The organism is Gordonia paraffinivorans NBRC 108238 (assembly GCF_000344155.1).
GTDB lineage: Bacteria > Actinomycetota > Actinomycetes > Mycobacteriales > Mycobacteriaceae > Gordonia > Gordonia paraffinivorans.
Genome location: NZ_BAOQ01000002.1, coordinates 81,637 through 102,573, shown reverse-complemented (window position 1 = coordinate 102,573; position 20,937 = coordinate 81,637). Strand labels below are relative to the sequence as shown.

18 protein-coding genes are annotated in these 20,937 nt (G+C 71.0%); 8 read left to right on the top strand and 10 right to left on the bottom strand.

The features are described from left to right. Window positions 1-66: 66 nt before the first annotated feature. Window positions 67-1,152: an NADH:flavin oxidoreductase/NADH oxidase gene (locus tag GP2_RS01380; RefSeq protein ID WP_040526200.1), complete on the bottom strand. Its 1,086-nt coding sequence runs from the start codon at window positions 1,150-1,152 to the stop codon at window positions 67-69. Between the two features lie 56 nt (window positions 1,153-1,208). On the opposite strand from GP2_RS01380, the gene GP2_RS01375 reads away from it, so the two are divergent. Beyond that, window positions 1,209-1,742, top strand: coding sequence for a hypothetical protein (locus GP2_RS01375; protein ID WP_006898656.1), 534 nt, complete (start codon window positions 1,209-1,211; stop codon window positions 1,740-1,742). A gap of 24 nt (window positions 1,743-1,766) precedes the next feature. Beyond that, on the top strand, window positions 1,767-2,558 hold the full coding sequence (locus tag GP2_RS01370) for an enoyl-CoA hydratase (protein WP_006898655.1): 792 nt from the start codon (window positions 1,767-1,769) through the stop codon (window positions 2,556-2,558). A 146-nt stretch (window positions 2,559-2,704) separates the two neighbouring features. Here GP2_RS01370 and GP2_RS01365 read toward each other — a convergent pair whose 3' ends face one another. The 3 genes from GP2_RS01365 to GP2_RS01355 all read right to left on the bottom strand — a co-directional run bounded on the left by GP2_RS01365 (window position 2,705) and on the right by GP2_RS01355 (window position 7,777). Continuing rightward, window positions 2,705-3,868 (bottom strand): acyl-CoA dehydrogenase family protein, encoded by a 1,164-nt coding sequence (locus GP2_RS01365; RefSeq protein WP_006898654.1) that lies wholly within the window; start codon window positions 3,866-3,868, stop codon window positions 2,705-2,707. A gap of 21 nt (window positions 3,869-3,889) precedes the next feature. Next, window positions 3,890-5,122, bottom strand: a complete 1,233-nt coding sequence (locus GP2_RS01360) for an acyl-CoA dehydrogenase family protein (RefSeq protein WP_006898653.1) — start codon at window positions 5,120-5,122, stop codon at window positions 3,890-3,892. A 255-nt stretch (window positions 5,123-5,377) separates the two neighbouring features. Continuing rightward, on the bottom strand, window positions 5,378-7,777 hold the full coding sequence (locus GP2_RS01355) for an acetyl-CoA acetyltransferase (RefSeq protein ID WP_040526175.1): 2,400 nt from the start codon (window positions 7,775-7,777) through the stop codon (window positions 5,378-5,380). 197 nt (window positions 7,778-7,974) lie between these two features. Here GP2_RS01355 and GP2_RS01350 point away from each other — a divergent pair, with 197 nt between their 5' ends. Next, window positions 7,975-9,189 (top strand): acyl-CoA dehydrogenase family protein, encoded by a 1,215-nt coding sequence (locus GP2_RS01350; RefSeq protein ID WP_006898651.1) that lies wholly within the window; start codon window positions 7,975-7,977, stop codon window positions 9,187-9,189. Between the two features lie 40 nt (window positions 9,190-9,229). Continuing rightward, the gene (locus tag GP2_RS01345) at window positions 9,230-10,531 is read left to right on the top strand and encodes a WS/DGAT domain-containing protein (RefSeq protein ID WP_006898650.1); all 1,302 of its coding nucleotides are present in this window, start codon (window positions 9,230-9,232) and stop codon (window positions 10,529-10,531) included. Here GP2_RS01345 and GP2_RS01340 read toward each other — a convergent pair. Together GP2_RS01340 and GP2_RS01335 are read right to left on the bottom strand one after the other, a co-directional pair. Further along, the gene (locus GP2_RS01340; RefSeq protein WP_040526174.1) at window positions 10,486-11,442 is read right to left on the bottom strand and encodes a hypothetical protein; all 957 of its coding nucleotides are present in this window, start codon (window positions 11,440-11,442) and stop codon (window positions 10,486-10,488) included. The genes GP2_RS01345 and GP2_RS01340 overlap by 46 nt on opposite strands. Before the next feature lie 97 nt (window positions 11,443-11,539). After that, window positions 11,540-12,112 (bottom strand): HhH-GPD-type base excision DNA repair protein, encoded by a 573-nt coding sequence (locus GP2_RS01335; RefSeq protein WP_006898648.1) that lies wholly within the window; start codon window positions 12,110-12,112, stop codon window positions 11,540-11,542. Window positions 12,113-12,161: 49 nt separating this feature from the next. On the opposite strand from GP2_RS01335, the gene GP2_RS01330 reads away from it, so the two are divergent. Continuing rightward, window positions 12,162-12,707: a hypothetical protein gene (locus GP2_RS01330; protein WP_373278915.1), complete on the top strand. Its 546-nt coding sequence runs from the start codon at window positions 12,162-12,164 to the stop codon at window positions 12,705-12,707. Between the two features lie 41 nt (window positions 12,708-12,748). On the opposite strand, the gene GP2_RS01325 is transcribed toward GP2_RS01330, so the two are convergent. The 4 genes from GP2_RS01325 to GP2_RS01310 all read right to left on the bottom strand — a co-directional run bounded on the left by GP2_RS01325 (window position 12,749) and on the right by GP2_RS01310 (window position 16,759). Further along, on the bottom strand, window positions 12,749-13,438 hold the full coding sequence (locus tag GP2_RS01325; RefSeq protein ID WP_006898645.1) for a lysoplasmalogenase: 690 nt from the start codon (window positions 13,436-13,438) through the stop codon (window positions 12,749-12,751). A 5-nt stretch (window positions 13,439-13,443) separates the two neighbouring features. After that, complete coding sequence (locus GP2_RS01320; RefSeq protein ID WP_006898644.1) at window positions 13,444-14,703, bottom strand: alpha/beta hydrolase family protein; 1,260 nt, start codon at window positions 14,701-14,703, stop codon at window positions 13,444-13,446. A gap of 57 nt (window positions 14,704-14,760) precedes the next feature. Further along, window positions 14,761-15,636, bottom strand: a complete 876-nt coding sequence (locus GP2_RS01315; RefSeq protein WP_006898643.1) for a hypothetical protein — start codon at window positions 15,634-15,636, stop codon at window positions 14,761-14,763. Between the two features lie 295 nt (window positions 15,637-15,931). Continuing rightward, window positions 15,932-16,759 (bottom strand): Rv1157c family protein, encoded by an 828-nt coding sequence (locus GP2_RS01310; RefSeq protein ID WP_006898642.1) that lies wholly within the window; start codon window positions 16,757-16,759, stop codon window positions 15,932-15,934. Window positions 16,760-17,071: 312 nt separating this feature from the next. On the opposite strand from GP2_RS01310, the gene GP2_RS01305 reads away from it, so the two are divergent. The 3 genes from GP2_RS01305 to GP2_RS01295 are packed head-to-tail and all read left to right on the top strand — an operon-like array spanning window position 17,072 to window position 20,929. Then, the gene (locus GP2_RS01305; RefSeq protein WP_006898641.1) at window positions 17,072-18,163 is read left to right on the top strand and encodes a thiamine ABC transporter substrate-binding protein; all 1,092 of its coding nucleotides are present in this window, start codon (window positions 17,072-17,074) and stop codon (window positions 18,161-18,163) included. Window positions 18,164-18,170: 7 nt separating this feature from the next. After that, window positions 18,171-19,862, top strand: a complete 1,692-nt coding sequence (locus GP2_RS01300) for an ABC transporter permease (RefSeq protein ID WP_006898640.1) — start codon at window positions 18,171-18,173, stop codon at window positions 19,860-19,862. Beyond that, window positions 19,859-20,929 (top strand): ABC transporter ATP-binding protein, encoded by a 1,071-nt coding sequence (locus tag GP2_RS01295; RefSeq protein ID WP_006898639.1) that lies wholly within the window; start codon window positions 19,859-19,861, stop codon window positions 20,927-20,929. Before GP2_RS01300 ends, GP2_RS01295 begins: the two co-directional genes overlap by 4 nt. Window positions 20,930-20,937 lie beyond the last annotated feature (8 nt).

Below are 20,937 nucleotides of genomic sequence, written 5' to 3'. Positions count from 1 at the left end.
GTCACCGGCGTGCCGGCGGCCCCCGTCACGGTCGATCGACGGGACCCGAGTGCGAGGGGCCTGCGGTCAGCGCCAGGCGCCCCGCAGGTATTGCGGCGGGTACGGAGCCTCGTCGCGGCTCAGGCCCAACTCGTGCGCGGCGCGCTGCGGCCACGACGGCTCGCGCAGCGCGACCCTCCCGAAGAAGACGGCGGTCACGTCGTCGTCCCCGGCGATCTTCTCGGCCTGATCCGGTTCGGTGATGAGGCCGACGGCCGCGGTCGGCATCCCGGACTCGCGGTGGACGGCGCGTGCCAGGTCGACCTGGTACCCCGGGCCGACCGGGACCTCGGCGATCACGTTGCCGCCGGAGGAGACGTCGATCAGATCCACACCGCGGGCACCGAGTATCTCCGACAAGCGGGCCGTGTCGTCGACGCCCCAGCCGCCGTCGCGCCATTCGGTGGCGGACAAGCGGACGAACAGCGGCTTCGACTCGGGCCATGCCGCACGGACCGCCTCGGCGACCTCGATGACCAGACGGGTGCGGCCGGCGAAATCGCCGCCGTATTCGTCGGTTCGGGTGTTGGAGAACGGCGACAGGAACTCGTGCAGCAGGTATCCGTGTGCCGCATGGATCTCCACGACGTCGAAACCCGCGGCGTCGGCGCGGCGGGCTGCCTGCGCGAACGCCTCGACGACCTCGGCGATCTGATCGGTCGTGAGGGCGGCCGGGGCGGCCAGCCCCTCGAAGGGCACCTCGGAGGGCCCGACGGTGACCCAGCCGCCGTCCTCGGGCCCGATGGTGCCGGAGCGGTCCGCGAACGGGGAGTGGGTCGACGCCTTGCGGCCGGCATGGGCCAGCTGGGTGCCGATGACCGCGCCCTGTGAATGCGCGAAGTCGACGACGCGCGACCAGGCGCGGGCCTGGTCGTCGTTCCACAGCCCGGCGTCATGGGGAGTGATGCGGCCCTCCGGGACGACGGCGACGGCCTCGGTGAGCAACAGTCCGAAGCCGCCCGTCGCACGCGCCCCGAGGTGCACGAGGTGCCAGTCGGTGGGGATGCCGTCACCGGCGAAGCAGCTGTACTGGCACATCGGTGCCAGCCAGACCCGGTTGGGGACGGTGACGTCGCGGAGCGTGATCGGTTCGAAGAGAGCGGTGTTGGTCACGAACACCGTCAACACGGGGTGAGGCGGCGCTGTTCCCGGGCGGTAGGTTGTGATCCATGACGCATCCCGTCTCGAATCCGCAGGATGGCGGATGGCGCCGGTTCGCCCTGTGGCCGTCGGCGGCCGTGTTCGTTCTGGTGTGGGCCGCGGTGGCGGTGGCCGGGCCGGAGACGGTCGCCGGTCACGTCGGGCCCGACGGCGAGGTCACCCGCTGGGATTCCAAGCGGGAGCTGCTGACGGTGTTCGGCCTGACGGCGGCGGGGATCGTGATCGCCTTCGGCGGCATGGGATGGCTGCTCGCCCGGATCCCGGCGAGCGCCGTGAACCTGCCGAACCGCCGGCGCAAGGAGTACTGGACACGACCGGAGAACCGCGACCGGCTCAACCGCATGCTGTCGGAGGACATGGGCCTGATCGGCGCGGCGACCCTTCTGTTGATGGCCTGGCTCCTCGTCGTCCTCACCCGCGCCGGCGACCACCGAACCGACACCTGGGCGCTGCTCGTCCCGGTACTGGTCTTTCTGGCGGCTGTGATCGCCTACACCATCCACCTCGCCGTCGGCTCGCGCTACGCGATCCCGGGGGAGTGACCCGCCGAAGAAAGGAACCCATCGATGACCGAGACCGCCACAGGCACGCAGTCGGTGACCGTGGAGGTGCAGGCCCCGCTCGGGGTCATCACCCTGAGCAACCCTCGCCGCCGGAATCCGCTGTCCACCACCACGATGCAGGCGATCACCGCCGGCCTCCGCGGCTTCGACGCCGATCCCGCGGTGCGTGTCGTGGTGATCCGGGCGCTCGGACCCGCGTTCTCCGCGGGGCACGACCTGGGCGAACTCGTCGACCGGACCCTCGACGACGAGCGCGCCGTCTTCGAGACCTGCACCGAGTTGATGCGCACGGTCCACGAGATCCGCCAGCCGGTCATCGCCGAGGTCGCCGGGATGGCCTTCGCCGCCGGGTGCCAGCTCGTCGCGACGTGCGACCTCGCGGTCGCCGGACGCAGCGCGACGTTCTCGACACCGGGGGTGCGGATCGGACTGTTCTGCTCGACGCCGATGGTCGCGCTGAGCCGTGCCGTGGGTCGCAAGCGGGCGATGCACATGCTGCTGACCGGCGACCCGATCGACGCCGAGACCGCCTTCGACTGGGGGTTGCTCAGCGGGGTCGTCGACGACGACGAGCTCGAGAGCACCGTACGCGAGCTGGCGCGCAAGATCGCCGGGTCGAGCGCGCGGACCGTGTCGATCGGCAAGCAGGCCTTCTACACCCAGATCGAGCTCGACGAGGCGTCGGCGTACGCGGAGATGTCGGAGACGATGGCGGCCAACGCGATGACCTGTGATGCGCAGGAGGGGATCTCGGCGTTCCTCGCCAAGCGCGAACCGGTGTGGACCGACAGCTGAGGAACGCAACGACCTGAGCGGCGGCCTCGGGCGCACCCGGGGTGGCGGTCGCGGCGTGTGTGCGGCCGCATCTGCGTGGACCGACATGCCAGACGCCACCGTCGGTCACCCCGGGCGGGACGACCGACGGTGGCGTCGGGACGGGCTCAGGCTCCGGCGGCCTCCGTGGCGGCCTCCGCGGTCGCCTTCGCAAAGCGTGCGAGATGTGCGTCGGCGGTGCCGAATTCGTACTCGATCGCGGTCAGGCGCTTGAAGTAGTGGCCGATCGCCAGTTCCTCGGTCATGCCCATGCCGCCGTGCAGCTGCACGGCGTTCTGGCCGAGGAAACGTGCGGCCTTGCTGATCGTGGCCTTGGCAGCCGAGACCGCGGCGGCACGCTCGGCCGGGGACTTGTCGAGGGAGAGGATCGCCAGGTACTGAGCGGCGACCGACTGCTCGAGCTGCAGGTGCATGTCCACCATGCGGTGCTGCAGGACCTGGAAGCTGCCGATCGGCACGCCGAACTGCTCGCGCTGCTTGGAGTACTCGACGGTGTCGGTGAACACCTTGCGCATCAGGCCCACGGCCTCGGACACGACCGCGGCGGTGGCGGTGTCCCAGGCCTTCTCGAGGATGTCGATGGCGTCCTCGGCGATGAGGGCGTCGGCCGGCAGGCGCACGTCGCCGAAGGTGATGTCGGCGGCCTGACGGTCGTCGATGGTGCGCAGGCGGTGCATCTCGAGGCCGGCCGGAGCGCCGTCGGAGAGGTCGATGAGGAACAGCGACACCCCGGCGCGGTCGTTCGCGACACCGGACGTGCGGGCGGTGACGAGCAGATAGTCGGCCAGCGGCGCGGTGGTGACCACGATCTTCGCGCCGTCGAGAACCCAGACGTCGCCGTCGCGGGTGGCGGTGGTCTCGATGCGCGAGAGCACTCCGCCCGAGCCGTCCTCGAGTGCGGCGAGCGCGCTGAGCGCCTCGCCCTCGGCGATCCGGGTGGCGGCCGCGCGTGCCGCGTCGTTGCCGGTGGCACCGAGCAGGCCGGCTCCGAGGACGACGGTGTCGACGAAGGGCTCGATGACCAGCGCGTGCCCGAGGGCCTCGGTGACGACCATCAATTCCTCTGCGCCACCGCCGAATCCGCCGACCTCCTCGGGCAGGCAGGCGCCGACGACGCCGAGGTCCTCGACGAAGGCCTTCCAGATCGCGGGTTGCCAGCCCTCGCCGACCTTCGCGGCCTCGCGGCTGGTCTGCAGGTCGTAGCGCGCCTCGAGGAACTTGGCGAGGCCGTCGGCGAGCAGCTGCTGTTCGGGGGTGAGTGTGAAGTCCATCAGTTTTCTCCTGTGACCCGCTTAGAGACCCAGAGCCGCTTTGGCCAGGATGTTGCGTTGGATTTCGTTGCTGCCCGCGTAGATCGAACCGGCGCGGTCGTTGAAGTAGTGCAGCGGGGCGACGGCCTGCCAGTCCGCGCCGCTGACGTAGCCGTCGGTGGGCGGCGTGTACTGGAAGATCGGACCGCCCGGGCGGGTGGCGTGCGGCTGGAAGACGCGGCCGTGCGGTCCGGCCGCCTCCAGGGCCAGGGTGGTGATCTCCTGGCTGAGCTCGGTGCCGAGGATCTTCAGCATCGACGCGATCGAGCCGGGGTCCTTGCCGGCGCTCATCGCGGCCAGGGCGCGGTATTCGAGGACCTCGAGGATCTTGGCGCGGACCTGGATGTCGTTGAGCTTGTGGGCGAATGCCGGATCCTCCGACAGCGGGCGGCCGTCCGGGCCGGTGACCGTGGCGGCGTCGCGCCCGAGGTTCTCGGCCATGACCTGCAGGGCCGGTGCGGCCGCGCCGCCGCCGCGCTCGAACACCAGGAGGTACTTCGCGACGGTCCAGCCGTCGTCGATCTTGCCGAGGACGTTCTTCTTGGGGACGCGGACGCCGTCGAAGAACACCTGTGCCTGGACCTGCTCGCCCGAGGCGAAGACCAGCGGCTGGACCTCGATGCCCGGCGAGGTCATGTCGATCAGCAGGAAGGTGATCCCCTTCTGCTTCTTGTCCTGGCGCGAGGTGCGGACGAGGCAGAAGATCCAGTTGGCCTCCGCCGCGTGGGTGGTCCAGATCTTGGAACCGGTGACGACGAGGTCGTCGCCGTCGTCGACCGCGGCCATCGACAGCGATGCGAGGTCGGAACCGGCCTCCGGCTCGGAGTAGCCCTGGCAGAAGAACACGCTGCCGTCGAGGATGCCGGGGAGGAAGAAGTCCTTTTGTTCCTGGGTGCCGAAGGCCATGATCGCGTGCGAGACCATGCGGATGCCCATCGGCGACAGCGCGGGTGCGCCGGCCAGGATCGACTCACGGCTGAAGATGTAGTGCTGGGTCAGGGTCCAGTCGCAACCGCCGTACTCGACCGGCCACGCCGGCGCGGCCCAGCCGCGCTCGTGGAGGATGGCCTGCCACTTCATGGAGGCCTCGTGATCGGCGTAGACCGACGTCCGCAGGGTGCCCGCGGCGCGCAGGTCGGGAGTCAGTTTCTCGTCGAGGAACGCCCGTACCTCGTCGCGGAACGCGATGTCCTCGGGGGACCAGTTCATGTCCATGAGCGGTGCGCAACCTATCTGTAAACGGTCGTGGTCAGATTTGGGTCGGCTAGCAATCTACCGAATGTTCGCTCCGGAGCGTAGCCCGGATCACCATTCTGCCCCGGGTGTGACGAGCGGCGGGTCGTCCGCGGGATCTGCTCGTCGGAGTCCGCCGTCGCCGGCGTCTTCGGGGCAGGGGACGACACCAGGGTGTCGGCCCAGCGTGTCGGGCGTCGTGTCAACTGAATCCCGTTGCGACGCGCGGGAAGAGCGTCAGCGGCCCTTCCACTCCGGCTTGCGCTTCATCACGAAGGCCATGATGCCCTCGAGGGTGTCGCCGCTGACGATCAGCGAGTCGAGCACGTTGGTGCTCGCGCGGACGGCCTCGATGGTGTCGGTGATGCCGTCGGACTGCTCCATCGTCGCGATCGACGCCCGCACCGCGGTGGGCGAGGCGGACAGGATCTCCTCGGCGACCTCGCGCGCGAGGTCCATCACCTTGCCGGCCGGGGCGACTCGGCTGACCAGGCCCGCGGCGGCGGCCTCGGAGGCCGAGATGCGGCGGCCGGTCAGGATCAGGTCGCGGGCCAGCGCCGGCGGGATCATGCGCGGCAGCCGCACGAGACCGCCTGCGGCGGCGGCCAATCCGACCTTCACCTCGGGCAGGCCGAACGAGGCGTTCTCGTCGGCGACGATGATGTGGCAGGCCATGGCGATCTCGCAGCCGCCGCCGAGCGCAAAGCCGTTGACCGCGGCGATGACCGGCTTGGGCAGGTGCTCACGCGCGGTGAGACCGGCGAAACCGTTCTTCGGCACCGACAGCGCGGCCGGGCTGGTGGTCGCGGCGAGGTCGTTGCCGGCGGAGAAGGCCTTGTCGCCCGCACCGGTCAGGATCGCAACCCACAGGTCGTCGTCGGCGAAATAGGCGTCGAAGATCGAGTCGAGCTCGGCGTTCGCGGCCGGGTTGAGCGCGTTGCGCGCGTCGGGCCGGTTGATGATCACCTCGAGCAGGTGGCCGTCGCGGCGGATCTCGACGTGCTCGTAGCTGTCCTTGAACGCCGGGGCGACGGCCGGGTACTTCGCGCGCATCGCCTCCTCGCTGAGCTTGACGCGGTTGCCCTTGTCGAACGAGCGCACGAAGATCTTCGTGCCCACCGGGTCGTCGGAGTTCAGCAGCAGGTCGAAGAACTCGTCGTCGTCGGAGTCCAGGTTCGCCAGGAACCGCGCGCCGAGACCGTTCGGGGCGGAGTCGTCGACGAGGCGGCCGACCACGACGCCGGTCCGCTTGCCGCTCTTGGACGGGACCACCGTGTAGGACTCGAGGATCGCCGGACCGTCGGCGTCGCCGATCGTGGGGACCGTCGGCACCGCGTCGAGGGCGGCCTGCACCGGCTCGCTGGTGTCGGGGCGCCACGGGGCGGGGGTCGTCGAGTAGACGCCGGCCGCATGCTTGCTGAGCACACCGCCGTTGGCGATGACCAGGCCGAACTCGCCCGGCGACCTACGGGCGCGATCGACCACCTCGGCGATCGCGTGCAGCGAGTAGTTGTTGCCGGGGCCGCCGAAGAACGGCAGGCCGCCGGTCAGGGTCAGGCCGCGCGGGTCGTCGGGGGCGATGCCCAGGGCGTCGAGGATGTTGAAGACGGCGATCGGGAAGCAGCTGTAGATGTCCATGAACGCCACGTCGTCGAGGCCGATGCCGGCGACCTCGAGGGCGTGACGGACCGCGGCCGGGGCGGCGGGCGCGGAGCCGAGGTCGGGGCGCGCGAGCGCGGTGCGCTCGACGGTCTTGGCGTGGCCGTGCAGGAACACCCACTTCGACGGGTCGATGCCGGCGGCCTGCGCGGCGCGGACCGACATCACCAGAACGGCCGCGGCCTGGTTCACCTGGTCGCGGGCGACGATGTAGCGGGTGAACGGGTCGGCGATGAGACGGTTCTCGGGGGTGACCGTCACCAGCTCCTCGGCGGTGCGCTCGGTGGGGGCGGCCGAGTGCGGGTTGGCGGCGGCGACCTTGGTGAACGGGGCGAACAGCTCGCCCATCGCCTTGGCGTAGTCGGCGCGCGACAGGCCGGTGTTGTGGCGGCGCGCGTTCTCCAGCAGTGCGTACTGCGGGATCACCGTGGTGAGGCCGTGCCGCATCTCGGCGACGGTGACGATGCCCTTCAGGTCGTAGCCGCGGTCATCGAGCTGGCCGCCGACCTCCTCGGCGAAGCTCGGGCGCTCGCCGTCGGGCTTGGACCGCAGGTGACGCACGGTCGAGATGGCCTCGGCACCGGTGATGATGGCGGCCGCCGACCGGCCGGCCGCGATGTCATCGGCCAGCTCGGACAGCACCGTCTGCGGGGTCTGGCCGCCGGTGCCCGGCTGGATGGCGCGGCGGGGGTCGATCCCGACGCGCTTGCCGATGGCGCGCGGCATGTTGTCGGGGCGGCCGAGGGGAGCGGCGGACAGGGGGGTCGAGATCTCGAACGACCGGATTGCGGCGATGGTGTCGACCGCGGAGGGCAGGTCGGCGCCGTCGGCGTCGGCGAGGGCTGCGGTGACGGCGCGGGCCGCGAGGTCGGCCTCGCCGAGCGCTTCGTAGCCCGGATCGGTCAGGCGCTCGGACGCCTGACCCACGCCGACGATGACGGGGGTGTTCGGATCGAGATCAGCGATCGAGAGAGACATGCCCCATAGATTGACACAAACGTGTACCGACATCTCATTGCGGTCCGGTCTCGGCACGCGATGGCGGTCCCCGCACGGAGTCTGACGTGAATCCGCGCAGTTTGCGAACGTTGCGTTCAGTGCGGTTTCAATCGTGGCCCTCGCCGGTGGGTGCCGACGACACTGTCGGCCGACAAGTTCGTAGGAAAGGACCATTGATGACCGCAACCGTGCCCGCAGGCACCACCTCCGCCGGTACCACCGACGAGCGGCTCGACGAGATCTTCGCCCCGATCTTCGCGCGTATCGCCGAGGGCGCGGTGGCGCGCGAGGAGGACCGCCGTCTCGCATACGACGAGGTGTCGTGGCTGCGCGAGGCGAGGTTCGGCGCGCTGCGCGTCCCCGTGGAGTACGGCGGCTACGGTGCGACCGTCCGCCAGCTGTTCCGTCTGCTCATCGACCTGGCCACCGCCGAGTCGAACCTGCCGCAGGCCCTGCGCGTGCACTGGTCGTTCGTCGAGGACCAGATCTCCGCCCTGCCCGCCCCCGAGGCGCAGGACTGGCTCCGCAAGATCGCCGAGGGCACGCTGGTGGGCAACGCGATCACCGAGCCGGACGTCGGCGCGATCGACCGCTACCAGACCCGCGTCACCGCCGAGGGCGACGGCTATCGCCTCGACGGCACCAAGTACTACAGCACCGGCAGCCTGTACTCCGACCACATCCTCGTCGCCGCAGACAAGGACGGCGAGCGCGTGTCGGTGCTCGTCGACGCCACAGCCGAGGGGGTCACCCAGCACGACGACTGGGACGGCTTCGGACAGCGCCTGACCGCCAGCGGCACCACCGAGTTCAACGGCGTCAAGGTCACCGAGGACCGCATCCTCGGCCCCGGCTACGGGACCGCCGGACGCACCTACGCCACCTCGTACCTGCAGCTCGTGCAGCTGTCGGTGCTCGCGGGCATCGCCCAGCGCGCCACCGAGGACGTCTCCGAGTGGGTCCGGGAGCGCAAGCGCACGTTCACCCACTCGGCCGCCGACCTGCCGCGGCACGATCCGCTGGTGCAGCAGGTCATCGGCCGGCTCACCTCGGCCGCCTACACGGCGCGGACCCTCGTCCTCGACATCGCCGATCAGCTCGACCGCCTCGCCGAGACCGGCTGGCAGGACGAGCAACTGCTCGACAAGGTCGAGTTCGACGTCGCGCGCGCCCAGGCGACGCTGATCCCGCTCGTCCTCGACGCCACCACGCAGCTGTTCGAGGTCGGCGGGGCGTCGATCACCTCCGAGCACCTGCGCCTCGACCGCCACTGGCGCAACGCCCGGGTGATCTCGGCGCACAACCCGCTCATCTTCAAGCTGCAGGCACTCGGCGACCACGTGCTCAACGGCACCGACCTGCCCTACGCCTGGAGCGCCGGCCAGAAGTAGGGGAGCGGCCGCCTGCAGGCGGTACGGCTAGGCTCGCCCCATGCAGCGCATGGCGGCGGCCGACGCCGCGTCGTACTGGATGTCCGAGCGCATCCCGAACGACCAGTTCCTCCTGTACTGCTTTGCGGCGCCGTCGATTCCGACGGAAGAGACCGCGCGGCGACTGGTCGCCCGTGCCGGCGGCGTCGAGGACCTCTGCCTTCGCGTCCACGACGTCCCGGCGGGCGCCGATCGCCCGTACTGGGTGAGGGCTGCACCCACCGAGGACCAGGTCCGCGTCGACACCACGACGCGGACCTGGTCGTCGTTGCTGGAGACGGTCGCCGGACTCGTCGGCGACCCGCTCGTGCCGACCGACGCCGCATGGCGACTCCACCTCTTCGGATCGGTGACCGGGGTGCCGACGGCCGGTGCCGACGAGGTGAAGACCGTTGTGGTGCTGCAGATCTCACACGCGCTGGGCGACGGGCGCCGGGTGTCGCAGGCGGCGCGCGACCTGTTCGACGCCCCGCCGGCGCAGCGTGACGGCCGGCGGGATGACCCGGTGCCGGGCCCGATCCGCGACGCGGCGACCGTCGCGCTCGGCCTCGCGCGGCTGCCCGTCGAGTTCCTCGACACGATGCGCCGCGGATTCGAGGCGGCCCGCCTCGCCGGACGGGCGACTCCGGGACCCGGATACCCGCTCACCCGCCTGAACACCGACCCCGGGCCGAAACGGGCGTTACGGGTCCTGGTGCTCGACCGGCATCGTCTCACCGCCGCCGGACACCCGGTGACCACCGCGGTGCTGACGGCGATCTCGCGTGCGCTGCCCGAGTACCTCGGCGAACACGCCGACCGGCTCGGCGTCGAACTCACCGTAGGGAGAACGGGAGAACCCGACGCGCGCAACCACTTCCGGAGCGTCGGCATCGACCTGCACCTCGACGTCGACGACCTCGACGAACGCGCGCGTCTCATCCGCGAGGAGATCGTCGCGGCCCGGGACGCAGACACCGATCCCGCGCGTGTGGCCCAGCGCCGCGCGACGCAGGCCACCCCGGCGATCCTGGCCCGGTGGGGCGTACGGGGATTCGACCTGCAGGCCAGACCCGCGACGGTCACCGGCGTCACCGTGGTGTCGTCGGTTCACCGGGGCGCCGCCGACCTCGAGCTCGACGGCGGGAAGGTGCTGTTCACCACCGGGTTCCCCGCGCTCTCACCCGTACAGGGACTCACGCACGGGGTTCACGGCCTCGGTGACCGCGTCGCGGTGTCGGTGACCACGAGTCCCAAGGTGATGCCCGACGTGGACCGCTACGTGGCGCTGCTGGACGGGGCACTCGGGCGGGGACGCGAGTAACCGTTGGCGTCGGCCGGGGCCGGGTTCGGGGTGCCGTTGCCGCCGGAGTTCTTGGAGCCCCGGGTCAGCCGCTTCGGGAGCTTGTCCGCGAGTCCGCCGAGCGGCGCCACGGACTGGTTGAGCACGTCCACGGTCTCGGCGAGCTCGTGCACGGTGTCCTGGATGGTGAGCAGATTGGGTGCGAGTTCGCTGATCGTCTCGGCGAGCTCGGCGATGCGGTCGAGGGGACCGCCCGGGGCGATCGCGCGCTCGATGGCGCCGCCCTCACCCAGGAGCTGATCGAGGATCCCCTCTTCCTCGGCCAGGCGGTCGAGGAAGCCGCCGGGCTGGGTGGCCCGTTCCAGGACGCCGTCGGGTGCGGTGAGCTTGTCGACGATGCCGCCCTCGGAGGTGAGGCGTTCGAGGATGCCCTCGTTCTCGGTGAACTGGTCGACGACGCCGCCCGGGCGGGTGAGGCGGTCGAGCGGGCCGTCCTCGGCGGTCAGACGCATGAGGATGCCGCGTTCGTCGGCCATCTGGTCGAGGAGGCCGCCCTTTGCGGTGAGCTTCTCCAAGGGGCCGTCGGGCGCGGTGAGCCGGTCGATGACGCCGCCCGGCGTCAGGAGGCGGTCGAGTGGACCGCCGGTGGCGAGAATCCGCCCGAACGGGCGGTCGGGACCGAGCAGGTCCGACAACTGGCCCAGCAGCGCCAGCGGCGTGCGTGCCGTGCCGACGCTGTCGTCGTCGAGGCCCATGGCCTGGGCGATCTCGTGCTGGACGCTGCCCGCGGTGGCGCGCGCGATGGTGACCGCGGATTCCGCCGCGGCCAGTACGACCCCCGTGACTGCGAATCCGACCCGGAACGGCATCTCCACGAGCGCACGTGTCGGGTCGGTCCCGCGGGAAGCTCCTCGTTCGGGAACTGACTCCATGAACCCGACACTAGGCCACCGCGACTCGATTCGGCACCAGGCTCGGTGATTCGCGCGGGACTGCGTCGCGATCAGGCCGGGTGGGCCCGGGCCGCGGTCAGCCCTTGGCGGCCTTCGCGGCGGCCTTGGCGGCCTTCTTGAAGTCGCGGACCTTCTGCAGGGAATCGGGGTCGACGACGTCGGCGACCGACCGGAACCCCTCCTTGCCGTAGTCGCCCGCGGCCTTCTCCCACCCGTCGGGGGCCACGCCGAGCTGCTTGGCGACGAGCGCGATGAAGATCTTCGCCTTCTGCTCGCCGAAGCCGGGCAGTGCGCGCAGCCGCTTCATCAGGTCGGCCCCGCTGGTCGCCTCGGTCCAGATGCGGGAGGCGTCGCCGCCGTACTCCGCGGCCACCACCTTGGCGAGGTCCTGGATGCGGCCGGCCATCGACCGTCCGTAGCGGTGGATCGCCGGGGGAGTCGAGCACAGGTCGGCGAACGCCTCCGGATCGGCGTGGGCGATCTCGACCGGGTCCATCGTGCCGAAGCGGTCCTTGATCTTGGCCGGGCCGGCAAAGGCGCGCTCCATCGGGAACTGCTGATCGAGCAGCATCCCGACGAGGAGCGCGAACGAGTCGGTCGAGAGGAGCTCGTCGGCCGCGGGGTCCTGGGCGATCTGGATCTTCGGCATGGGTCCGATTCTGGCAGACGCGGCCGATGCGCCGCTCTAGACTGCCCCCATGGTCAGCGGGGAGAACATGTCGGGGCGGAAGGTCTCACGCACGATGTCGCGGGTGGTGATCGGGGTCGTCACCGGCCTGGTCGCGACGCTGCTCGGCTTGGTGGGGCAAGGGGTCGCGGGGCAGGGGAGCGCCACGGCGATCCCCGCGAACACCGAGGCGAACTATGTGACCACTCTGAACTGCACCTCGGCCAACCCGTGGCCCGCCGGTCCGGTGAAGGTGCGCGTCGACGTGTTCAACAACATCCGCTTCCCGGCCGACGGCCTACCCGGCCCGGTCATCGCCCTCATCGGCTCGGATCGGGCGAAACCGGTTGCGCTGGAGTACACCTACGACGTCACGGTGCGCTGGAAGAACCTGCGGACGGGCCGGACCGGCAAGGTCTTCGTCCCCGGCCGCGGATTCACCGTCAAGTGGCAGGTCGACATCCATCCCGGTCACGGCCCGGTCGCGTTCACCATCCACCAGAAGCTCGGCGCCCTCGCGTTCAACCCGATGGTCAACCCGCAGTACTCGTCGTGCAGCGGCCGGGCCACCGCCTGAGCGCAGACCATCGTCGACCGACGCGTTTGCTCGACGGGCGGTCAGCTGTGGCGTGACCGCTCGGCGAGCCCGCCGATCAGCAGGTACTGAGCGGTGAAATAGCTCGCCAGGACCCAGGCCTCGCCCGCGATCCGCAGTCGGCGGTCGGTTACCAGGTGCCGGCGGTTGATGATCGCCAGGTCCGACAGCAGGAACGCGAGCCCGCCGATGCGCAGCCGCGGCTGGGGGTCGGGCATGGCGCTCGCCATCGCCGACATCGTCGCCAGGGTGTTGCCGTAGGTCCCGAGAACCGGGAGCAGCGCCGGACGGTGACGTGCGAGGACCGCCGCCGACTCGGCGAGCAGCCCGACGCGGGGAAGCAGTTGCCTCGCCGACGGCCGGGCGCCCGCCCGCCACATCGTGGCGATGTAGCAGAGTTGGGCGCCGGCGAACAGGCTCGCCCCGCGTTGCAGCCACCGGTCCCTGGCCGCCGGTTCGGTCTCGAACTCCTCGAGGAACATCGCCACGTCACCGGCCATCGAGAAGGCGAGTGCCCCGGCCAGGCCCGCGTTGTCGGCGCCACCGCGCCCGCGTGCCCCGGCTGCCGTCTCGGCCGCCAGGAGCAGCATCGGCAGCGGCTTGGTCAGGCCCGCGGCCTTCCGGTGCCCGAGGGCGCCGGAGACCGTGGCTGCGGCCACCGTCGCCGCGAAGGCGAGATCGCGGGTGCGCCGGCTCGGCAGTCGGAGGCCCATGACGCCTACTTGAGGACCTTGGCGATGAAACCGCGGATGTCGTCGTCCGACAGCTTCTTCGACTGTGCCGCGTCGAGCACCAGGTAGGTGCGCGGAGTGGCCTTGCGGTCGGCGCGGGCCTCGTTCAGGTACTTGAGCGTGAGCGGCACGACCACCGAGGTGTCCTGCAGCGACTGGGTCATCATGACGGGGGCCGCGAAGCCGCGGGAGGGCAGTTCGGTCGCCTTCATGAGCAGATTGGTCAGCTCGGTGTTCGACGACACCGGCTTGGCGAAGAGCGAGCCGATCTTGAGTCCGTCGACCTCCTTGCGGAACGAGGTGATGCACTCGTTGGCGGCCTTGGCCATCCAGCGCTTGCCGGTGTCGGTCAGCAGCGCATCGACGTCGAGGTTCGGGCGGGCGTTGCGGATCGCGCTCAGCGTGTACAGCGCGTCGGCGGCGATACCCGAGGGCATGGTCGCCGTCGACGGGCCGACGTTGGCGAGCAGCGCGCCGAACTCGGCGGGGATCGACGTCGCGGCCGCCCCCTTGAAATCGAGGGCGTTGCGCTGCAGTTGCGGACCGAGTTTGGCCAGGGTGATGGCGGCGGCGGCACCCTGTCCCTCGCCGACGACGGCCCACGAGGTGGACAGCTTGTCGGAGACGTCGCGTGCCGCGCTGACCGCGTCGACGATGTTGCGCGCGGTCGCCTCGAGGTCGTAGTACTGCGGCGTGCCCGGGGTGCCGACCCCGGCGTAGTCGGTGCTGACCACGGCGTATCCCCGCGACAGCCACGTGCTCAGCTCGGTGGTGTCCTCCTTGGTGGGGCGTTCCGACGGGGCGCACTTGTCGGCGATGCCCCGCGACCCGTGGGCCCAGGCGACGATGGGCCAGCCGCCCGCGGGAGCCTGGCCGCGCGGCACCATCACGAGGGCCGAGGACAGGTGGGCCTTCCCGTCGGCGCCGGTGCTCCAATAGGTGTAGTCGTTGCCGCTCGCCGCGCCGGCGACCATCCGGGCGCGCGGCAGATCACGGTTGGCGAACACCGCTCCCGGCGTCTGACCGGGTCCCCTGGCGTCGACGGTGCCCGCGTTCTCGTCGGCCGGCGCGCCTGCCCCGGCGTCTCCGGACTCCGGTGCCGGGGTGGTCGTCGACGGCGAGGTCGTCAGTGGTTCGGCGACCGCCTCCGAGGTCAGGCCGAAGCCGGTCAGGCCCATCGTGAGGGCGGCGGCGAGGGCGACGGTGCGGGCGATGGGGGTGGTCCGTCGGGAGCCGTGCGTGATCATGTCTCGTTCAGTTCGTTCCGTGAGATGGGGTGGTGTCGTGGACGGGCGGGGAGGCGGTCACACCTCGACGATGCCGACCGCGGGCAGGAACCAGCAGTTCTGGGCGCCGTTCTGGGCGCTGCCGAAGACGGCCGACAGGACGGTGCCCTCTCCGGTCTTGACCGGGGCGAGGCGCACGCCGTTGAGCAGCGGGAGTGCGGCGGCGACGGGAGCCTGGTCGCTGACCGGCTTCAGATCGGCGAAGCCGCCCTGCAGGGTGCTCGTGTTGAACCAGGCGACCTGCATCTGACCGCCGGCGCCCGACTTGGCCGAGGCGGGGACGAAGGCGTAGGCGGTCTCGCCCTTCTCGACGAGGTTCAGCTTCTTCGGGACGTTCGCGATGGGGATCAGGTCGAGCAGCGGCTTGAGCTCGGCCGCCGGGTCGTTCGCCATCGGCCACGGGCCCGCGACGGCACCCGCCCCCGCGGTGACCAGGCCGAGCGGGTTGTCCGGGGTCGGTTCGGTGCAGAACGGCGCGACCGACGGCGTCAGCGCCTGGATGCCGAGCTTCTTCAGGATCGACATCGGATCGGTGTCGGCGACCTTCTGCGGGGACGCCGCGTTGTAGGGGAGCGCACCCGCGCGGCCGACGACGTCCTCCACGGACAGCTGGCCGGAGCTGCTCAGGATCGCCTGCGCGGCCTGCAGGGCCATCTGGTCCACGCCGGCCGCCTTCAGCATGCGGATACCGGCGGCGAGCTCGGTGTCGAACGGGATCGCGTACTGGCTGAGCATGTTCGGCTCCAGCAGCGGGAGCGACGGTGCTGCCGCAGCAGGAGAGGCGGTCGAGGTGACCGCGGCGGCGGCCACGGCGACCCCGGCGAGCCCCACACCGCAGCGTCGGAGTCCGCGTCGTCCGAAGAGCGGACGTGTGAACCGAGACCTGATGGACATGGCACTCCTTCGAACAGGCCGACACCCCGCCATCGTGTGGCGGGTGTGACAGGTGAGACTTGAGTTAAACAAGAGCATGGTCGAGCTCGACCGAGCAAGCCGCGAGTCCGACTCGTGACATCCGCGCGACCGGTGAGATACCGAACCGGGGCCGACCTGCGGATACGTGTCCGCGCGGGATGTGGTGCACATCACGCGGTCCTTTGGGGTCGGCGGGTCGGCGGGTCTCGCCGACCTGTGAAACGACGAAAACCCCGGCCGCAGCCGGGGTTTTCGTCCTCGAGAGTGTCTGGCGTCAGATGATCGCGAGACCGATCACCGGGACGATCGTGCAGGACACGACCTTGCCCTTGGTCTTGGTGGTCACGTTGCCGTGGATCGCCGAGATCACGCGTCCCTTGCCGGTCCGGGCGATGCCGGTGAAGGTGCCCGGCCCGTCCTGGGCGTTGATCCGCTCGTTCTTCTTGAGTGTCAGTTCGCCGGAACGGCCGGTGTCGACGTTGAGCCAGCTCACCACGAGGGGCTGCGCCTTGTTGTCGACGGCCGGGCCGGTGCCGAGTGCGGTGTAGACGTAGCCGCCCTCGCCGCGCTGCGGGCCGGGCCAGGGGGCCTCCTGTGGGCCGGCGGTCACGAGCGCGCGACCCAGCGAACCGCCGCCGGGGATGCACCCGAGGCCGAAGGTCGGGTAGAGGAACTCCTGGATCTTCGGGGCGTTGGGGCCCGTCGGGATCTCCGGATCGCCCTTCTTCTGCTCCGCGGCCAGCTGCTTGGCGGCCTGCCGGCGGCCGGGCTCGCCCAGGAAGTCGGCGACCGAACGCCAGATCTTGCTGACCTCGGCGGGCATCCCCGGGGTGTTGGCGAACTTCTCGGCCTGATTCAGCAGCTGCGCGTTGACCTTGCCGTCCGGACCGGGGGTGGCCACCGATCCGATGATCGCCGGGGCGAAGGCGCCCAGCGAATCCAGCACACGCTGGTCGACCTTGGGTGCGGGCTCGGCCTGGGCCACCGCGGGGAATGCGAGGCCGGCGGCGGCGACGATGGCCGAAGCGCTGACCAGCATGCGGCGGGTCCGGTGCGGGCGGGAGGCGGTGGAACGCAACCTCGACGGCCGTGTGAATCGCACTGGGTGTGTCCTATCGGTCGTGGCGCCGGCCGGCTCGGGCCTCGGGCGCCTCGTGGTCGTATGGATCGTTCTCGTGGCTGTCCGGAGGGTGGACAGTTCATCGCGATCTTCCCACCCCGGACGTCCGGTCATTCTAAGCCCCCCGGTTCCTCTCGTGTCCAGGCAGTCAACGGCGATGCGACTGTGATGTGTGTGGTTATTGATGCAATTGTTACTGAAGTGACTCGCCGGACCGTCGAATCGTGTCGCATTTCGACACCTGGTTGGATATGGGGGACACCCATTCGCCGCCAGTCGACGAGGAGACCTGACGTGGAACAGCAGCAGGGCACCGACGTGCCCGGTCGTCGGTGCGGCGGCCGGCGGGGCAACGTCCTCGGAAGGGCTGCGCGCAGGACGCTGGCACTGGCCGCGGGAGTGCTGATGGTCGCCGGTGCGGCGGTCGCGTGCGCCGACGAGTCGACGACGGGCGGAGAGGTCACCCTTCTGACCCACGACTCGTTCGAACTGCCCGAGTCCGTGATCGACGGATTCCGCCGGGAGACCGGTCTCACCCTCAAGATCGTCAAGTCCGGCGACGCCGGTCAGCTGGCGTCGACGGTCTCGCTGACCCCGGGCGCGCCGAAGGGCGACGTCGTCTTCGGCATCGACAACACCTTCGCCTCCCGCCCCATCGAGGCCGGGGCCCTGGAGGCCTATGCACCCCCCGCGGCCGCGAACGGCGCCGCGGAGTATGCGGTGCCCGGCGCGACCGACCTGCTGACCGCGGTCGACCGCGGAGACGTGTGCCTCAACATCGACGACGCCTGGTACGAATCGCGCGGGATCACCCCGCCGCAGAGCTTCCGCGATCTCGCCCGGCCCGAGTACGCCGCGCAGACCGTGCTGACCGACCCCGCCACGTCGTCTCCGGGCACCGCGTTCCTGCTCACCACGGTGGGCGCGCTCGGCGACGGCTGGCAGGACTACTGGAAGCGGGTGGTCGACGGCGGCGCGGAGATCGTCTCCGGCTGGGAGGTCGCCTACAACCAGGTCTTCAGCGCGGGCGAGGGCAAGGGCGACCGTCCGATCGTGCTGTCCTACGCATCGTCGCCGGCGGCCACCCCGAACACCAGCGCGCTTCTCGACAGCTGCTTCCCGCAGGTCGAGTACGTCGGAATCCTCAAGGGCACGCGCAACTCCAGCGGCGCGCGCCAGCTCGTCGACTACATGCTGAGCCCCGAGGTCCAGGCCGCGTTGCCGGAGTCGATGTACGTCTACCCGGTGCAGCGCGACGTTCCGCTGCCCGAGGGCTGGCCGGCGCGCGCCGAGGTCCCGGAGTGGATCTCCTCGCTGCCGCCCGCCACGATCGCGGACAACCGCGAGAAGTGGCTCGACCAGTGGCGTGCCGTCGTCGGCAGGTGATGCCCCGGTGACCCGGGCGACGAACACGGGCCCGGGCGCGACGGCCCGGGGGGACAACTGGGGTCCGGCGCGGCGCGGCGGGACCCTGGCGGGGCGGATCGCCGTCCGACTCGTCCCGGCGCTGTTCATCACGATCCTGTTCGCGTGGCCGCTGATCGCACTGATCCGTCGCGCCTACCGCATCGCGTCGGAGTCGGGGGCGCGGCTCGAGGACCTCCTCGCCCGCACCGACGCGTGGTCCCTGCTCGGGATCACCGTAGGGCAGGCCGCGGCCTCCATGGTTCTCGCGCTCCTCGCGGCCGCGCCCATCGCCTGGCTCTACGCCCACATCGGCGGACGGGTCGCGGTGATCCTCGCGGTCGTGGTGACCGTCCCGTTCGTCCTGCCGACGGTGGTCGTCGGCGTCGCCTTCCGCTCCCTGCTGACCGGTCCGCTGTCCTTCCTGCACATCGAGTCGGGGCTCGGCGCGGTGCTCGCCGCCCACGTGTTCCTCAACGTCGCCGTCGTGGTCCGGGTCGTCGGCGCGGCGTGGCGCAACCTCGACCCGAGGCTTCTGGAGGCGGCGCGCACCCTCGGCGCGGGACGCGTGAAGGCGACGATGACCGTCGTCGTGCCCCGGCTGCTGCCCGCGATCGCCGGCGCCGCGACCCTGATCTTCCTGTTCTGCTCCACCAGCTTCGGCGTCGTCCTCATCCTCGGCGCCGGGGAGCTGCGCACCCTGGAGACCGAGATCTACACCCAGGCCATCGGTTACTTCCGGCTCCCCGAGGCGGTGGTCCTGTCGATGCTGCAGATCGTGGTGGTGTTCGCCGCACTCCTGCTCACCCGCGTCTTCTCCGACCCCGCGGGGGCGGGTTCGGCCGGCGGTGGCGGCCGTCGGGGCGCTGCGGCGGTCGTGGCCGGGTGGCCGGCGCGCCTCGCGATGGCAGCGGCGGCGACGTGGACCGTGGTCCTGCTCGTCGGGCCGGTCGCCGTCCTGATCGTGCGATCCCTGCGTCCGTCGGCCGGCGGCGACTGGACGTTCGCCGGCTACCGCGCGTTGGCCGAGCCGGTCAACGGCGTGACACCGCTGGAGAGTCTGCGGTACTCGCTGGTCTCCGCGGGCTCGGCGACGCTGATCGCCCTCGTCGTCGGGACCCTCGCTGCGGTGTCGCTGTTCCGGGCGCGGGGCGTCCTGGGTGCCATCGCCTCGACGATCTCGCTGATCCCACTCGGGATCAGCGCCGTGACACTGGGATTCGGCTACCTGATCGTGCTGGCCTCGATGCCGTACGCGATCGCCGCGTCCCCGGCGGTGATCCCGTGCGTGCAGGCGCTGATCGCGATCCCGCTCGTCATCCGGATCATGGTCCCGGCACTCGAGTCGGTGCCCGTCCGGTTGCGGCAGGCGGCCGCCACGCTGGGGGCGCCGCCGCTACGCGTGTTCACCACCGTCGACCTGCCGATCGTGGGCCGATCACTCGGCGCCGCAGCGGGTTTCGCATTCGTCATGGCACTCGGCGAGTTCGGTGCGACGAGCTTCCTCGCCCGGGCCGACACCACGACGCTGCCGGTGCTGATCGGGTCGGCGCTCAACCGGCCCGGCGCCGAGAACCTCGCGACGGCGATGGCCGCCTCGGTGGTCCTCGTGGCCGCGACGACCCTCGCCGTCCTCCTCGTCGAGGCGTTGCGCCCGCGAACGGAGGTGCCGCTGCTGTGACCGGACCGGACCGGAACCCGGGCGTCGGTGGCCCCCACGGCCAGGGTGTGCTCGAGATCGACGACCTCACCATCGCCTACGGCGACCACACCGTGATCGACGGCCTCTCGTGGCGGACCGGGGGAGCGGGGGCGCTGATCACCGCGGTGCTCGGCCCGTCGGGATGCGGCAAGTCGACGCTGATCCGCGCGGTCGCGGGCCTCGAGCGCCCGGCCGCCGGCACGGTGCGCTTCGACGGCGAGGACCTCGCCGGGATCGAGGTGCACCGCCGCGACTTCGGCGTCGTCTTCCAGGACGGGCAGCTCTTCGGCGGCCGCAGCGTCGCGGCCAACATCGCCTACGGCCTCAAGATGCGTCGCTGGCCCCGGCGGCGCATCGCCGACCGCGTGTCGGAGCTCCTCGACGTCGTCGGCCTGCCCGGCTACGAGAAACGTTCGGTCGACACGCTCTCCGGCGGACAGGCGCAGCGCGTCGCGCTCGCCCGGGCACTTGCCCCGCATCCGCGGCTGCTGCTGCTCGACGAGCCGCTCGCAGCACTCGACCGTCGCCTGAGAGACGAACTGGCGGTGGAGATCTCGGAGATCGTGCGGGCGGCCGGGGTGCCGACGGTCGTCGTCACCCACGACCATGCGGAGGCGGCGACCATGGCCGACGTCATCGCCGTCATGCGCGACGGGGCGATGGTGCAGGTCGCGCAGCCGTCGACCCTGTGGACGCGGCCCGTCGACGAGTGGACCGCGCGTTTCCTCGGCGCGACGACCGTCGTCGACGCGACCCTGCACGACGGCGTCGCCGAGACGGTGCTCGGCGACCTGCGCCTCGACCTCCCCGACGGGTCCCGCCGCCTGGGGTTGCGTCCGGAGTCGGTGGAGGTGGCCCGGACCCCCGACGCCGTCGACGTCCGCTCGCTCGCCACCGTGGTCCTCGTCGCCGAGCTGCCCTCCGGGCCGCGGGTGCGGATCGAGACGGTCGTCGGCGAGATCGACGCCATCGCAACCGAATCCGTCTCCATCGGGGATCGGGTGCGGCTGCGCCTCGTGCCCGATCGGGTTGCGGTCATCGGATGACGGCACGC